Raw genomic sequence first — 16,286 nt, 5'->3', positions numbered from 1 at the left:
TGCAACGCGCATTCAGGCAAATCTCGCTGGCTTGCCAAAACGCAGGTGTGCCCGGGGGCGTCCGACGGCCTTTCGTGGCTGCATTGCGGCTCGACTGAAGGGTTCCTACACGGGGCCGCATATCCAAGTGGACCCGCCGAGTTGCGCTTCCGTGAGCTACCTCCTCCTATTGCGCCGATTGGTGTGCAGATCAGCCCCAGTGGCGCTCCCAGACAAAAAGTGCTTATGTAGAGGTGTGTTCACGTTGTGGGGGAGGTCGTGGCGCTTCATAATATGGTGACCGCCCTGGTTGGCTCGCCGCATGGATTGTAAAGAGTGCAAGAACAACGTCGCTGATCACCTACGAGCTTGTCCATCCTGCGGCGTGGACAGCGGATTTCCAAATGTTAGGCTCGCCCAAAGGGCGGATGAAATTGCTGCCTTGGCGGAACGTGTGGCGGCAGCTTATGCCTCCGCCGACGCTCGCGGGTGCATGGCGCAACTTCTGCGGTTCCAGGAGGTTGTCAGGGATCAATCGAAGGCGGTAATTGCGCGCCCCTTGGCCACGCTTGCTGATTTGATCAGCAATGAACGCCAATCGTATGTCAGCTTCCAAAAACAGGTCGAAGCCGGAATTCGAACGCCATTGGACAACGAATTTGATGCGGTTCGGAAACAGTATGAAGAGGCGCTTTATCCTTACTTCTCCAACGACATCGTCTTTGCGTCGCTAAGCCTATCGAACGCTGGTATCTCCGGATACGGAAAGTATGTCATGGTGCTGAAGACAGATCTAATTGGACATCGTGCGACCGTCTTTGAAGAGAACCCTCATATATTCGTCGAACGGCACCGGGTTCTGCTGAACCAGCCAATACCAGCAGGTTTCCGAGCAACCTGGCAAGACCGGCATTTGCTAGCTGCCGCGAAGCTTCACAGCAAGATTGCTATCGAGACGACAGAAGCTGAATTCCCGGCCATCTTAGAGAATGATCAAGGAGGCTCTGGCAACTCCGACTTCATAGAAGTCCACATTTTCGGTTCAATAAACAGGAACGCTGTTCAAGATGTCACAGGCCCCATGCCAAGGCTGGCGGCTGACAGAGCGATGTGGATGGCGCTGAAATCAACGGTACAGACGCTCAACAGCTAGGCAAACGTCACATGATGCAAGCTCTGATTTCTGGACAAGCAGCGCGCGTCGTTTTCGTTGATGGTGAGCATATCTCGTTTATAGAGGCAGACGACCCAAGCAACAGGATGCGGATAACTCGACAGCAGATATCAGTTGTCCTAGCTGGCGCTTGCGATGTTCAGACCCTTAGCGTACGCGAGCCTCAAGATGCCTTTAGCCTGTTATTGTACAAGTATGACTTTGATCGTGCCTTGAGGATGATGGATATTGCAATCTCGGAGGATGTTGATGAAGATGTGCGACTGACTGCTTCGAATGTGCTTATAGACGTTCTTAATTCAGAGGACGTAAAAAGAGCATTCTATAACACTGTATTTTCATACTATAATAAATCAGTTTCCGGTTTTGATGAATCTAACTCCGGTATTCATTTCTCCAAATCTTTTTATGACATCGTATCAAAAATATCAGAGCATCAACTGTATATATTGTCGGTATCCGACGCCTTGGGCAGAGCCCTTGGTGCAAACTCGACAGATCGGTCTACCTCGCTTGCATTTAAGGCGCACGCAGTCAGCACTGGCCTGTTTCGTTCTATTGTTGAAGCAAAGGGCGACCGAGAACTTATCAATGGCGCCGTGTTTCGAGGATTTAAAGATTTATCTAAAATAAAAGGATCAAGAATTATCATTCAAGACTGGATTAAACCTTTTCTTGAAAAGAGTACAAAGAAGTATTTAAAACTGGTTGAGAAGGAAGATGAAGATATTGAAAATTATGAGTTTGGAGGATCAGAGTACCAAACGATAAGAAGCAATGAAATGTTCGAGGCGGTCAAGAAGCAGCAGCAGGCGATCATATCAAAACTTAGGGTTGGTGAAATAAATCGTGCAAGGCAATTCGCAGAAGATCTGATCAGGTGGCAGTTACATAATAGTGAGCCGGAATTCGCGGCAAAGTCACTAACCTTGCTGGCCACCGAGGCCAGGAGATTGGCGCAGCACTCAATCGAGTTAGAGTGGGCAAAGCAAGCCACTGAACTAGTTCCCGATGATGGGTTTGCGTTCGGCGTGCTTGCTGACACGTACCTAAGCCTCTTTCGGCTTCGGGAAGCGGAAGAAGCATTCAACATGGCCAGCGCATTCGGGGAGGAGCATTTTGCTCGCGTTGGACTTGCACGCACGCTGCGTATGAGTGGCAACTGGGAGCAAGCTCTGTTGTCCTTCTCGGAATTGATCGAGGTTCTGCCAAATCAAACGGAGGACAAGCTTTTTGCGTATTCCGGCAAAGCGGGCGTTCTACGCGACATGTTGAGGTTTGAGGAAGCCTTAGATGTTCTCGATGCCGGAATTAGCGAATTTCCGGGTGACCCATCTCTTCAGTGCCAGCGAGGCGCTACCCTTTTTGAGTTGGGTCGAACTAGTGAGGCTCTAAGGGCATATCAAAAGGTCATAGACGTCTTTCCGGATGAGGAAGTGGCCTATTGTGGGCAAGCAGACGTATTAGCGAAAATGGGTCGTCTTGAAGATGCGCTTTCAGTCTACGAAGTTGCGGCGCGAAATTTCCCAGATGCGATGTACGCAATTACGGGGAAAGCTGGCGTGCTTGCTGACATGGGGGACACAGCAGGTGCTTTAGCAACTTTTTCACATGCAAGTGCTCGCTATCCTCACAACCCAACTCCTTGGTGTGGTTTAGCTGAAACCTTGAGGGATGCTGGTCGGCTTTCTGACGCGTTGACTGCTTACGATGATGCCATTGAGCGATTCGATCTGGACGTCGTTGCAAGAAATGGTAGGGCCAACATCCTTAAATTGATGGGCGACCATCAGGCAGCCCTCCAAGCATACGACGAGAATGTCAGGGACTTCCCTTACGATATCCACAGTTTGGTTGGTAGAGCAGACTTATTGAAGCGGCTAGGGAGTTATCAATCCGCTCTTTCAGCCTACGATGTAGTTTTAAGACGGCGGCCTCATTTCTTACGCGCCATAACCTCCAAGGCTGCAGTTCACATTGCCATGAACAACCTGGATACGGCTAAGAGCATGCTTCCTATCAATGAACCTCGGACTAAGGATGAATGGGTTGGGTTCCATCTGAGAGGAATGGTCGCATTAGCGGAGAGTGATATCGAACAAGCTCAGTCGATTTTCGAGAAAGGCTTGAACGAAGTACCGTTCCACAGATTAAGAGATTACTTTAGATCTGCGTTGGCGTCAGCCAAGTTGCGTAAAAAGCAATTTGTCGAAGCATCGGTTCTATTGCATGATCCTAGGACGCCATACGAAAGACTCTTGCAGATTCATGCGTTAGCAGGAGCGGGACGAATAGCAGACGCACGGGATCGATATTTTTCGTTGAATGACAACTTTATGGGTGCTGCCACCCTTGTGAAAGACGAGATAGCGGCTCGCTATGGTTGGAAAGCCGATGCTCCGAAAGAGAGTGAGAGCTGGCTTTTTGAGCGCGAGACCGAAATGTTGCTCCAAGCAGCTTAGTTGCTCGCTTCCTGCCAAGGGGCGGGAACAAAATGCAATGAGGCTTTGACCGGATGGTGGGCGTGACAGGGATTGAACCTGTGACCCCTGCAATGTCAATGCAGTGCTCTCCCGCTGAGCTACACGCCCATCCGAAGCCGCGCATACACCATTTTTGGTCCAGCGCGTCAATAGCCCGAAAAGGGAAAGAAAGCCTCGCCGTGTCGCGTCGTTGAAGACGCGCCGAAAAGCGCGTCAGGCGGCCTGCAGCATCTTTTCGACCTCGTTGACGAGGTCGCGCAGGTGGAACGGCTTGGACAGCACCTTGGCGTCTTTCGGCGCCTTGGAATCGGGATTGAGCGCAACGGCGGCGAAACCGGTGATGAACATGACCTTGAGGTCGGGATCGATCTCGGTGGCGCGGCGGGCGAGCTCTATGCCGTCCATCTCCGGCATGACGATATCGGTCAACAGCAGCGAGAAGGGCTCTTCGCGCAGACGCTCATAGGCGCTGGCGCCATTGTCGAAGTCGCTGACCTGGTAGCCGGCGCGCTCCAATGCCTTGACGAGGAACCGGCGCATATCGTCGTCGTCTTCCGCCAATAGAATGCGTGCCATTGTAACCCGTCCGAATCACCCGCCCGAGACTGCCGTGGGGCAACCCCGTTAACCATCCTGTATATGAGGATGTGACGGTAAACATCAAGTGAACGAAGACAGATGCGATCCGCATTTAACAAGGCGGCCCGGATGCTGAAATGCTGGACATGCGCCCGGCGAGATGGCACTTTCCAATGATGATGCATTGGTGTTTCCGGGTTCGTTCAAATTGAAAACGGCAGCCGAGGATTTTTCGGTCGTTCCACCCTTCGAAATCCGGTCGGGCGCCGAGCAGCGCGTCCCCTTCCTCTTCAACTCGCCGCATAGCGGCCGCTACTATCCCGACCGCTTCCTGGCGATGGCGCGGCTGGACCGCAACGCCATCCGCCGGTCCGAGGATTGCTATGTCGAGGAACTGTTCGGTGGCGCCGTCGCGCTCGGCGCGCCGATGCTGGCGGCGAACTTCCCGCGCGCCTATCTCGACGTCAACCGCGAGCCGTGGGAGCTTGATCCGCGCATGTTCGCCGAACCGGTGCCCTCCTTCTGCAACATCCGCTCGGCGCGGGTGGCGGGCGGGCTCGGCACCGTGCCCAAGCTGGTGGGAGAGGGGCTCGACATCTATTCCGGCCGTTTGCCGCTGGCGGAGGCGGTCGCGCGCATCGAGGCCGTCTACAAGCCCTATCACGAGACGCTGAAGCGGCTGCTGACCAGGACCCATGCGCGGTTCGGCTATGCCGTGCTGATAGACTGCCACTCGATGCCGGCAAGCATCCGGGTCGGCGACAACGGGCTGCGGCCGGACTTCATCGTCGGCGATCGTTTCGGCATCTCGGCCTCGCCGGCGTTGACCGAGACGGCGATCGGCCTGCTCATCGGCATGGGCTATACCGTCGCCCACAACAAGCCCTATGCCGGAGGCTTCATCACCGAGCATTATGGCCGCCCGGCGCGCCATCTCCATGCGCTGCAGATCGAGGTCAATCGCGGGCTTTACATGAACGAGCGGACGTTCCAGAAATCCGCCGGCTTCGACGCACTCGCCGACGATCTGGCACAATTCTCGGCCGATCTGATGGCGATGCCCGACCATCATTTCATCGACCTCCCGCTTGCCGCAGAATGACCAATAGAAGTTTCGAGTGCTGGTGGGAACAGACGCCTGGTTCGCCGGATGCCGCCCTGAAAAAAAGACCGCATCGTTCGCACGACACGGTCGAAGTCTAGGGAGGAAACGCCCAAGGAGGGCATGAACAGGAAAACCTGTTCGAGAACAAACGTATTGTGCGGTGCACAAATGTCAAGCTGTCCCGCAGGTTTTTAAATCACTCTGATGTGGAAATTGCATTTCGGTGCCACCAGCGTGACATTGAGGCAACAGTTGTCGATGCGCAAATGTCTCTGCGCGCCCTTGTCTTGGCGAAGAACCGCAGGCAAATGACAGGTCCAGCATGCTGCGACGCGGGAGAATCAGTTGGACATCAGCATCGATTTCATGCGCCGCATTGCAGATGCCGCCGCCGCCGAGACCTTGCCGCGCTTTCGCAGCCAAGGTGCTGTCGTCAACAAGGAAGCAGGCAGCTTCGATCCGGTCACCGAGGCCGACCGCGAGGCCGAGCGGGTCATCCGGGCGCTGATATCGGCGGAATATCCGGAGCATGGCATCCTTGGCGAGGAGCATGGCAGCGAGAACATATCCAGCCGGCATGTCTGGGTGATCGATCCGATCGACGGCACACGCGCCTTCATTTCCGGCCTGCCGGTGTGGGGAACTCTGGTCGGGCTGACGGTCGACGGCGATGCCGTTGCCGGCATGATGTCGCAACCCTTCACCGGCGAACTGTTCTACGCCAATGCTTCCGGCGCCCACTATGAGGGGCCGGGCGGACCGCGAAAACTGGCGACGCGCAAGACGACCGATCTCGCCGACGCGACGCTGTTCACCACGACGCCGGCGCTGTTCAAGGGCGATGCGCGCCAGCGTTACGACCGCTTCGAGACAACCGTCCGGCTCGCCCGCTACGGCACCGACTGCTACGCTTTCGCCATGGTCGCGGCGGGCAGCGTCGACATCGTCGCCGACCCCGGACTGAAACCCTACGATATCGTCGCGCTGATCCCCATCATCGAGAAGGCCGGCGGCGTCATCACCACCTTCGACGGCGGACCGGCCGAGAAGGGCGGCGACATCGTGGCCGCGGCGACGCCGGAGCTTCATGCCGCGGCCATGGCGGCGCTACGCGGCTAACGCCGAGGCGATTGCCAGTACTCCTGACAGCAGGATGTCAGTAGCGTTCTGCTATGAAGCGACCTCACCAGAGGGAGGACTACACATGCCAACGCAATCAGCAGCCGGCCGTTCCGGCGATGGCCCGGCAGACGGCCGGACCGACTTCGATTTCTTTTTCGGCCGCTGGGACGTCAGCCATCGAAGGCTGCAAGCGCGGCTTGCGGGTAATACGAATTGGGACGAGTTCGGCGGGACATGCGACGTGCGCCGGATCCTCGGCGGTCTCGGCAATGTGGACGATAATGTCATTGAATTGCCGGGCGGCGCTTATCTTGCCGCTACGGTGCGGACCTTCGATCCAGCGACGGGACAATGGTCCATCTGGTGGATCGACGGCCGCAACCCCTCGAGCATCGATGTGCCGATGCGCGGCCGCTTCGAGGCGGGCGTCGGTACGTTCCTGTGCGACGACGTTTTCGACGGCCGCAAGATCCAGGTTCGTTTCCTCTGGTCGCGGATGACGGAAAAGTCGGCGCGCTGGGAGCAGGCTTTTTCACCCGATGGCGGCGAGACCTGGGAAACCAACTGGATCATGGATTTCGCTAGAGCAGGATGAATTGAAATCGAGTCGATGATCTTGTCCGAAAAGTCTGCAACTTTTCGGGATCATGCTCTGGGCAAGCGTAATGCCGGATAGGGCTGATCAGACTGCGTCGTCGGTTCCGGGGATGAAGGCATCGAAGGCGGCAAGGAACTGCTCGCGGTAGAGGTCGGCTTCCTGCAGGATTTCATGGCGCGCGCCGTCGATCATCAGCAGGGAGCCGAGACGCAGACGCCTGGTGTAGGCTTCCACCGCCCTGGTCGAGACGACCTGGTCTGCGCCGGCGGCGATCACCAGCAACGGAATCTGGATCCTGGCCATGAAGTCGGGATCGCTGATGATTTCGGACGCTTCCGCCGCCGCTTTCAGCCAGCGGATCGTGGGGCCGCCGAGCGCCAGTTGCGGATAGGTTTCGTAGAGCAAGGTGTTGCGCCGGTACCGCTGCGGATCCGATGTCACCTTGTTGGTGGCAAAGGGCGCGGTTTCCTTCGGCCGCGGGCCCCAAGCGGCATAGAGCCGGCCAAGGCCGAGGTAACAGAACAGCGTACAGACGCGGCGAACTGTCGTTATCGATACCGGCAGGTCGGGTACGGTCAGGAATGGCGCGATCAGCACCATGCGCCGCACGCGGTTGACCATCGAGGGCGCGGCAAGCAGCGTGATCACCGCGCCGGCCGAATGGGCCAATATGTAATATGGCCCGCGGCAATCGGGCAACACGATCTCCTCGAAGAACTGTTCCAGATCGCTGGTGTAATCGAAGAAGCTCCTGACATAACCGCGCTGGCGGTCGCCGATCAGCCGGTCGGAATCGCCCTGGCCGCGCCAGTCGAGGGTGGCGACGCCGAGGCCGCGCCCGGTAAGATCGCCGATGGTCTCGAAGTACTTTTCGATGCACTCGTTGCGGCCGGTCAGCACGACCACGGTGCCCTTGATCGGGCGAGTGGTGGCGGCAAACAGGCCATAGCGAATTTTCTTGCCGTCGCGTGCGGTGAAGAAGCCGCCGGCCGCATTTTCCGGTGTCGGATTGCCCGGAATTTCGTGGAAGAGATCCGTCATTCGGCGCTTCGTTGTTTGCTGTCCCGGCCTAGCCTGCCGAGACGTCGGCATGGTGATAGACGGCCATGCGCCAAAAGCAAAGGCGTTGCGGGAGATGGAAAGGCAACGAATGAGGCCGGAAGCAGCCTGCGGCGGGCTTCCGGCCTCTGTCGATCCGGGAGGAAGGGACGTTACACCCGGTTCGGCCTCGTCGTGGCACCGCACCCGGGTGCCGCTGTTTCTTGATCCTGGAGAACAATCTAGTTCTGCCTAGCTGAACGTCCGCCGAAGCCTCGGTTCATCTGCCGTTCATCAAGGCTCGAAACCCAGCGGTTTTTCGCCGGCAGGAAAATCTTGAAATGCTCGTGCCTGCTTCCCAAATGTCGAATGCGGCCGCCAATGTCGGGGCCGCTGGCCTACTCGGAACGCCTCAACGGGTTTCGCACCGGCCATACGCAAACCATGTTGCTCAACAGGAGAACACACCATGCGTCACGTTGATTTTTCCCCGCTTTATCGTTCGACCGTCGGCTTCGACCGGCTGTTCACCATGCTCGATTCGCTTGCGCAGCCCGACGGCGCGCAGACCTATCCGCCCTACAACATCGAGCGTACCGGTGAGGATTCCTACCGTATCTCGATGGCTGTCGCCGGTTTCTCGGACGAGGAAATCTCGATCGAGGCCCACCGCAATGTGTTGACCGTCAAGGGCGAGCGCAAGGAAGAGGGCAATGGCGAAGGTTCCGAGCTGCTCTACCGCGGTATCGCTTCGCGCGCCTTCGAGCGCCGCTTTCAGCTTGCCGACCACGTCGATGTCGTCGGCGCCACGCTGAAGAACGGCCTGCTCTTCGTCGACCTCAAACGCAACATCCCCGAGGAGCTGAAGCCGCGCAAGATCGCGATTACCGCGTCTTCCGGCAAGGCCAAGCAGATCGAGGCCAAGACCGCTGCCTAATCGCGGTTGAGTGTAAAGTATCTGAGAAGCGGCGCCGGAAGGCGTCGCTTCTTGTTTGCCCTGGTGCCTGTGCCACCCCCAACCGATGGTACTGGCCCTTTCACGGCAGCCCTTGCCTGATCATGAAGGGCGATGTCTGATTTTTCCCTGGTGCTGACAGGTACCGTCGCCGTCACCTTCCTGCTGGCCGGCATCGTCAAGGGGGTCACCGGCATGGGCCTGCCAACGCTGGCGATGGGACTGCTGGGCACGGTCATGCCGCCTGTCACCGCCGCCTCGCTGCTGATCGTTCCCTCCTTCGTCACCAATGTCTGGCAGTTGCTGGCCGGGCCGAGCTTCGCGTCGATCCTGCGCCGGCTCTGGCTGATGATGGCCGGCATCACAATCGGCACGCTGGCTGGCTCATGGCTGCTGGCCAGCGACAATGTCAAATGGACCACCGCTGGCCTCGGTGCCGCCCTGGTGCTCTATGCCGTCTACACCTTGCTGGCGCGACAACTCAGCATTCCCTCGGGGATTGAACGCTGGTCGTCGCCTATCATCGGTTTTCTCACCGGCCTTGTCACCGGCGGCACAGGGGTCTTCGTGGTTCCAGCCGTGCCCTACATCCAGGCGCTGGGGCTGAGCCGGGACGACCTCATCCAGGCGCTCGGCCTTTCCTTCACCGTGTCCACAATCGCGCTGGCCGCCGGCCTTGGCTCGCATGGAGCCTTCCGGGTCGAGCATATGGCGCTGTCGTCGCTGGCCGTCGTGCCGGCTTTGCTCGGCATGTGGCTCGGCCAACTGCTCAGGCAGCGGATCAGCCCGGCGACCTTCCGGCGCTGGTTTTTGATCCTGCTGATGCTGCTTGGCCTTGAGCTGCTGGCGCGGCCTTTCCTGGCTTAGATGTGCGCGTTGCATCTGAATGGATCATGCGGCGCGCTTTCGGTTCTTGGGTTCCGTGTTTGCCGGATCATGCCGCTATCAGCGCCTCGAATTGCGCAAGGTCCTTGTCGGTTGTGGCAAAGCTGGTGACGAAGCGATACAGCGCTTCGTCCTCACCTATATGGCCGTCGAAACCAAGCGGCCTGTGCCAGTCGTAGAAGGCGGCTCCCGCCGCTTGCAACCTCTCGGCCTCGGCCTTTTTCATCACCGCGAAGACCTCGTTGGCTTGTGGCAGCCAGGCCAGACTAGCGGATGAAGAATCCTCGATCGCCGCCGCAAGCCGAGCCGCCATGGCGTTGGCATGCCGAGCCGTGTCAAGCCACAGGCCATCTTTGAAATAAGCGTCGAACTGTGCCGCGACAAAACGCGATTTCGAGAACAATTGCGCAGCGCGTTTGCGCAGAAAGGCCAGTTCCCCGGCGCGATCGAGACCGAAAAGCACGATCGCTTCGGCACACCAGCAGCCGTTCTTGGTGCCGCCGAAGGAGAGGATATCGACGCCGCGCTTCCAGGTCATTTCCGCCGGCGTCGTATCCAGCGCGACCAGCGCATTGGCAAAACGGGCGCCGTCCATATGCAACGGCACCTTGTAACGCCTGGCGATCGCCGAAATCTTGTCGATCTCGTCCAGCGTGTAGACGGTACCGACCTCGGTCGACTGGGTAATCGAAACCGCCATCGGCCGTCCCCAATGGACGATTTCCGGTGCGTAACGGCCAATCGTGTTTTCCAGATTGTGCGGGTCGATCTTGCCAAGAGCACCGTCGATGGCACAGAGCCGCGAGCCGCCGCTAAAATATTCCGGCGCGCCGCATTCATCCTCGATGACATGCGATTCGCGATGGCAGAAGGAAATGCCCCCCGGTTTGTTGTAGGTGGTCAGCGACAGTGAATTAGCGGCGGTGCCGGTCGCCACGAAAAACACCGCAACCTCGCGTTCGAAAATCTCGCTGAAGCGTTGATAGACCGCCTGATCGAGCGCACCGTCGCCATAGGCGGTGGAAAAGCCGCCGGCAGCGCCCGACAGGCCGGCAACGATATTGGGATGGGCGCCTGCCCAATTGTCGGAAGCGAAGAACATGCATCTGCCTGTGTTTTGGGGAAATCCGCATGAAGTTGACCGGTTTCACAGGCCAACCGCAAGAGGCCAGACGTCGGAAAACCGTTAAAGCCAGCCTGTCCGGCAGCCGGCAGATGGCGACTGAAGCTTACGTTTTCCTTCGTCTCCACGAAATTTTCTGTCGCCGAACGACCAAGTTTTTCGTGAATCGGTCTTGTGCGCGTCCAGGATTTCTGTCATAAAAATTTAGGACAGTAGTGCTGTCTTATTTTGTCGCACAAATCAGGCTGGAGTGGCGTATCATTGGCCTCTCCGGCTTTTGCCGCGAGCGACAGGTAGACGGTCCGGCTCTGGCCAGTACGAATACCATATGCGATGCATGCGGAAAGCCGCATGGTTCGGCAAGGATTTCGCAAGACGTGCCGCAAGGATGGAGGGGAGCCATGCGCTTCCCGACGCAAACCAGCGCCCAGAGGGCGTCGAATGGAGGACAGGATGATGACGGAATTGACGCCATCTGCGATCAACGGCCAGGCCGCGCAGACGAACGCGGCAGCCGTCAAAAATACGTCCATCACCACCGGCCTGACCAAAATTGGGCGAACCGCCAACGGCTTCGCCGCCCAGGGCCTTTACGATCCGCGCAACGAGCATGATGCCTGCGGCGTCGGCTTCATCGTCAACATGAAGGGCGTCAAGTCGCATCAGATCGTCAAGGACGGACTTGCCGTGCTTGAAAACCTGACGCATCGCGGCGCCGTCGGCGCCGATCCGCTCGTCGGCGATGGCGCCGGCGTGCTGGTGCAGCTTCCCGATCGTTTCTTCCGCGAGGAAATGGCGGCCCAGGGCATCGAACTGCCGCCGGCGGGTCAATACGGCGTCGGCCACTGGTTCATGCCGCAGGACGCGGCACTTCGCGCCCATATCGAGGACATCATTGCCGAATCGGCGCAGTCCGAAGGGCTTCCGCTGATCGGTTTCCGTGACGTGCCCGTCGACAATTCGTCCCTGTCGAAGGCTCCGGACATCGTGGCGTCCGAGCCTTACCACCGGCAGGTCTTCATCGGCCGCACGGCAGACATTACCGATGACGAGGAGTACGAGGCCAGGCTCTATCTGCTGCGCAAGGTCATATCGGGCCGCATCTACGCCGAGAACGACAACAAGGACATCGGTTCCTACTGCGTGTCGCTGTCGGCGCGCACCATCGTCTACAAGGGCATGTTCCTGGCCTATCAGGTCGGCGCCTACTACAAGGACCTCACCGATCCGCGCTTCGAAACCGCGCTGATCCTTGTCCACCAGCGTTTCTCGACCAACACCTTCCCGTCGTGGAAGCTGGCGCATCCCTATCGCATGGTCGCCCACAATGGCGAGATCAATACCGTGCGCGGCAACAACAACTGGATGGCGGCGCGGCAGGCGTCCGTCGATTCCGAACTGTTCGGCAACAACATTTCGAAGTTGTGGCCGATTTCCTATGACGGCCAATCCGACACCGCGTGCTTCGACAACGCGCTCGAATTCCTGTTCCAGGGCGGGTACAGGCTCAGCCACGCCATGATGATGCTGATCCCGGAAGCCTGGGCCGGCAACAAGCTCATGGATGCCGATCGCAAGGCCTTTTACGAATACCATGCCGCGCTGATGGAGCCCTGGGACGGGCCGGCGGCGGTCGTCTTCACCGATGGCCGCCAGATCGGCGCTACGCTCGACCGCAACGGGCTTCGTCCGGCGCGCTACATCGTCACCGATGACGACCGCGTCATCATGGCTTCCGAGGCCGGCGTGCTGCCGGTGCCGGAGGAAAAGATCGTCAAGAAGTGGCGGCTGCAGCCCGGCCGCATGCTTTTGATCGACCTGGAAAAGGGCCGCATCATCTCCGACGAGGAGATCAAGTCGGAGATCGCGACCAAGCACCCCTACAAAAGCTGGCTCGCCAATACGCAGCTTATTCTGGAAGATCTGAAGCCGGTCGAGCCGCGCGCGCTGCGCAAGGATGTCTCGCTGCTCGATCGCCAGCAGGCCTTCGGCTACAGCCAGGAAGACACCAAGCTGTTGATGTCGCCGATGGCGACGACCGGCCAGGAAGCGGTTGGATCGATGGGCACCGATACGCCGATTTCGGCGATGTCGGACAAGTCGAAGCTGCTCTACACCTATTTCAAGCAGAACTTCGCCCAGGTCACCAACCCGCCGATCGATCCGATCCGCGAGGAACTGGTGATGAGCCTGGTTTCCTTCATCGGGCCGCGGCCGAACATCTTCGACCTGGTCGGCAATTCGCGCCGCAAGCGGCTCGAAGTGCGCCAGCCGATCCTGACCAATGGCGATCTCGAAAAGATCCGCTCCATCGGCCACACCGAGGACCGTTTCGACACCAAGACGATCGACATCACCTATGGCTCGAACGAGGGCGCGGCCGGCATGCAGGGCGCCATCGACCGGCTGTGCGAGCGCTCGGAAGCGGCGGTCGCCGGCGGCTACAACATCATCATCCTGTCCGACCGCCAGCTCGGGCCGGACCGCATCGCCATACCGGCGCTGCTGGCGACGGCCGCGGTGCATCACCACCTGATCCGCAAGGGGCTGCGCACGTCGGTCGGGCTCGTGGTGGAATCCGGCGAGCCGCGCGAGGTGCATCATTTCTGCTGCCTCGCCGGCTACGGCGCCGAAGCGATCAACCCTTATCTCGCCTTCGACACGCTGCTCGACATGCACAAGCGTGGCGAGCTGCCGGCCGAGGTCGACGCCTATGAAGTCGTCTCCCGCTACATCAAGTCTATCGGCAAGGGCATCCTCAAGGTGATGTCCAAGATGGGCATCTCGACCTACCAGTCCTATTGCGGCGCGCAGATATTCGACGCCATCGGATTGAAGTCGGATTTCGTGCAGCAGTATTTCACTGGCACCGCAACGCTGATCGAAGGCGTCGGGCTGGACGAGATCGCGGAAGAGACGGTCCGCCGCCACTCCGACGGCTTCGGCAACGACCCGGTGCTGCGCAACAGCCTTGAGGTCGGCGGCGAATACATGTTCCGCATGCGCGGCGAGGCGCATATGTGGTCGCCCGATGCGGTCGCCACCCTGCAGCACGCCGTGCGCCAGGGCTCGTGGGAAACCTTCAAGGAATATTCCGCCCAGATCGACAGTGCGACGGCCCGCGCCCAGACCATTCGCGGCCTGTTCAAGATCAGGCTCGCGGATGAGACCGGCCGCAAGAAGGTCGCGCTCGACGAGGTCATGCCGGCGGCCGACATCGTCAAGCGGTTCTCGACCGGGGCGATGTCCTTCGGCTCGATCTCTCGGGAGGCGCACACCACGCTGGCGCGCGCCATGAACGCGATCGGCGGCAAGTCGAACACCGGCGAGGGCGGCGAAGAGGCCGACCGTTATCTGCCGCTGCCGGGCGGCGGCAAGAACCCCGAGCGCTCGGCGATCAAGCAGGTCGCCTCGGGACGTTTCGGCGTGACTGCCGAATATCTGGTCAATTCCGACGTCATGCAGATCAAGGTCGCGCAGGGCGCCAAGCCTGGCGAGGGCGGCCAGTTGCCCGGCCACAAGGTCGATGCCACCATCGCCAAGGTCCGGCACTCGACGCCCGGCGTCGGCCTGATCTCGCCGCCGCCGCATCACGACATCTATTCGATCGAGGATCTGGCGCAGCTCATCTACGATTTGAAGAACGTCAATCCGGCGGCGGATGTCTCGGTCAAGCTGGTGTCCGAAGTCGGCGTCGGCACCGTCGCGGCCGGCGTCGCCAAGGCGCGCGCCGACCACATCACCATATCGGGCTATGATGGCGGCACCGGCGCCTCGCCGCTGACCTCGCTCAAGCATGCCGGCAGCCCGTGGGAAATGGGCCTTGCCGAGACACACCAGACGCTGGTGCTCAACGGCTTGCGCAGCAGAGTGGCGCTGCAGGTCGATGGCGGCCTGCGCACCGGCCGCGACGTCATCATCGGCGCCCTGCTTGGCGCCGACGAGTTCGGCTTCTCGACCGCGCCGCTGATTTCGGCCGGCTGCATCATGATGCGCAAGTGCCATCTCAACACCTGTCCGGTGGGTGTGGCGACGCAGGACCCGGTGCTGCGCAAGCGCTTCAAGGGCACGCCCGAGCACGTCATCAACTTCTTCTTCTATGTGGCGGAAGAGGTGCGCGAGCTGCTCGCCGAAATGGGCTTCACCCACATCGACCAGATCATCGGCGACACCGACCTGCTGGAGAAGCGCGACGTGATCGAGCACTGGAAGGCGCGCGGGCTCGATTTCGGCAAGATGTTCTTCAAGCCGGACGCGCCGCATCACGCGGTGCACTGGACCGAGCGGCAGAAGCATCCGATCGACGATGTGCTCGACCGCAAGCTGATCGAGCTGGCCAAGCCGGCGTTGGAAAGCCGGCAGCCAGTTACCATCGAGCTGCCGATCCGCAATGTCGATCGCTCGGCTGGCGCGATGCTATCGGGCGAAGTGGCCAAACGCTTCAAGCACAAAGGGCTGCGCGAGGACACGATCTCGGTCAAGCTCACCGGCACGGCGGGGCAATCCTTCGGCGCCTTCCTGGCGCGCGGCGTCTCGTTCGATCTGGTCGGCGCCGGCAACGATTATGTCGGCAAGGGCCTGTCGGGCGGACGCATCGTCATCCGTCCGCCGGAAGAGGCCAAGATCGTCGCTGCCGAATCGATCATCGTCGGCAATACGGTGCTCTATGGAGCGACCGAGGGCGAGGCCTATTTCGCCGGCGTCGCCGGCGAGCGTTTCGCTGTGCGCAACTCTGGCGTGGCCGCCGTCGTCGAAGGCGTCGGCGACCATGGCTGCGAGTACATGACCGGCGGCATCGTCGTCGTCATCGGCCAGACCGGCCGCAACTTCGCCGCCGGCATGTCGGGCGGCGTTGCCTATGTGCTCGACGAGGCAGGCGATTTCGCCGAGCGCTGCAACATGGCGATGGTCGAGCTGGAGCCGGTTCCGGAAGAAGACGATCTGATGGAAAAGCTGCTGCATCATGGCGGCGACCTCGATCACAAGGGTCGCGTCGACGTGTCGGGCGACATGACCAGCCATGACGAGGAACGGCTCTATCAGCTGATCTCGAACCACGTCCACTATACGGGTTCGGTGCGCGGCCGCGAGATCCTCGACGACTGGACGACTTTCCGGCCGAAATTCCGCAAGATCATGCCGGTCGAATACCGCCGCGCGCTGATCGAGATGGAACGCATGCGCATGGGCGTGGCAGCGGAATAGATTTTGCGACGGCCGGGAAGCCTGGCTTCCCGGCACGGGC

The 16,286-nt window shown here is 59.7% G+C and carries 11 protein-coding genes and 1 tRNA gene; 8 read left to right on the top strand and 4 right to left on the bottom strand.

Going from position 1 to position 16,286, the window contains the following annotated elements; translation table 11 throughout:
• The first annotated feature begins 421 nt into the window (after positions 1 to 421).
• Positions 422 to 1,132: a hypothetical protein gene (locus tag AC0L2H_RS01900; protein ID WP_473588603.1), complete on the top strand. Its 711-nt coding sequence runs from the start codon at positions 422 to 424 to the stop codon at positions 1,130 to 1,132.
• The gene (locus tag AC0L2H_RS01895; RefSeq protein WP_473588602.1) at positions 1,090 to 3,615 is read left to right on the top strand and encodes a tetratricopeptide repeat protein; all 2,526 of its coding nucleotides are present in this window, start codon (positions 1,090 to 1,092) and stop codon (positions 3,613 to 3,615) included. Before AC0L2H_RS01900 ends, AC0L2H_RS01895 begins: the two co-directional genes overlap by 43 nt.
• 54 nt (positions 3,616 to 3,669) lie before the next feature.
• Here AC0L2H_RS01895 and AC0L2H_RS01890 read toward each other — a convergent pair.
• Positions 3,670 to 3,744: transfer RNA gene (locus tag AC0L2H_RS01890), tRNA-Val, on the bottom strand.
• A gap of 105 nt (positions 3,745 to 3,849) precedes the next feature.
• Positions 3,850 to 4,212, bottom strand: coding sequence for a cell cycle two-component system response regulator CpdR (gene cpdR, locus AC0L2H_RS01885; protein ID WP_006199474.1), 363 nt, complete (start codon positions 4,210 to 4,212; stop codon positions 3,850 to 3,852).
• A 163-nt stretch (positions 4,213 to 4,375) separates the two neighbouring features.
• Between cpdR and AC0L2H_RS01880 the strand changes: the two genes are divergently transcribed.
• From AC0L2H_RS01880 to AC0L2H_RS01870, 3 genes are all read left to right on the top strand, one after another.
• Positions 4,376 to 5,317, top strand: coding sequence for an N-formylglutamate amidohydrolase (locus AC0L2H_RS01880; RefSeq protein WP_473588601.1), 942 nt, complete (start codon positions 4,376 to 4,378; stop codon positions 5,315 to 5,317).
• Between the two features lie 348 nt (positions 5,318 to 5,665).
• A complete protein-coding gene (gene hisN / locus AC0L2H_RS01875) occupies positions 5,666 to 6,439 on the top strand; it encodes a histidinol-phosphatase (RefSeq protein WP_473588600.1) in 774 nt (257 codons plus the stop codon).
• An 85-nt stretch (positions 6,440 to 6,524) separates the two neighbouring features.
• Positions 6,525 to 7,037 carry a DUF1579 domain-containing protein gene (locus tag AC0L2H_RS01870; protein WP_473588599.1) on the top strand — a complete coding sequence of 171 codons (513 nt, stop codon included), beginning with the start codon at positions 6,525 to 6,527 and terminating at the stop codon, positions 7,035 to 7,037.
• An 87-nt stretch (positions 7,038 to 7,124) separates the two neighbouring features.
• Here the strand turns inward: AC0L2H_RS01870 and AC0L2H_RS01865 are convergent, their stop codons facing one another.
• Positions 7,125 to 8,081, bottom strand: coding sequence for an alpha/beta fold hydrolase (locus AC0L2H_RS01865; protein WP_473588598.1), 957 nt, complete (start codon positions 8,079 to 8,081; stop codon positions 7,125 to 7,127).
• A gap of 466 nt (positions 8,082 to 8,547) precedes the next feature.
• Here AC0L2H_RS01865 and AC0L2H_RS01860 point away from each other — a divergent pair, with 466 nt between their 5' ends.
• Together AC0L2H_RS01860 and AC0L2H_RS01855 are read left to right on the top strand one after the other, a co-directional pair.
• Positions 8,548 to 9,015, top strand: coding sequence for an Hsp20 family protein (locus AC0L2H_RS01860; RefSeq protein ID WP_107649556.1), 468 nt, complete (start codon positions 8,548 to 8,550; stop codon positions 9,013 to 9,015).
• A 132-nt stretch (positions 9,016 to 9,147) separates the two neighbouring features.
• On the top strand, positions 9,148 to 9,900 hold the full coding sequence (locus AC0L2H_RS01855; protein WP_473588597.1) for a sulfite exporter TauE/SafE family protein: 753 nt from the start codon (positions 9,148 to 9,150) through the stop codon (positions 9,898 to 9,900).
• A gap of 67 nt (positions 9,901 to 9,967) precedes the next feature.
• On the opposite strand, the gene AC0L2H_RS01850 is transcribed toward AC0L2H_RS01855, so the two are convergent.
• Entirely contained in the window at positions 9,968 to 11,020 is a 1,053-nt protein-coding gene (locus tag AC0L2H_RS01850) for a threonine aldolase family protein (protein WP_473588596.1), read from the bottom strand.
• A gap of 477 nt (positions 11,021 to 11,497) precedes the next feature.
• Between AC0L2H_RS01850 and gltB the strand changes: the two genes are divergently transcribed.
• A complete protein-coding gene (gltB, locus tag AC0L2H_RS01845; RefSeq protein WP_473588595.1) occupies positions 11,498 to 16,246 on the top strand; it encodes a glutamate synthase large subunit in 4,749 nt (1,582 codons plus the stop codon).
• Positions 16,247 to 16,286: the final 40 nt, after the last annotated feature.

The organism is Mesorhizobium sp. WSM4871 (assembly GCF_055811295.1).
This window is presented reverse-complemented; position numbering and strand designations above follow the sequence as displayed.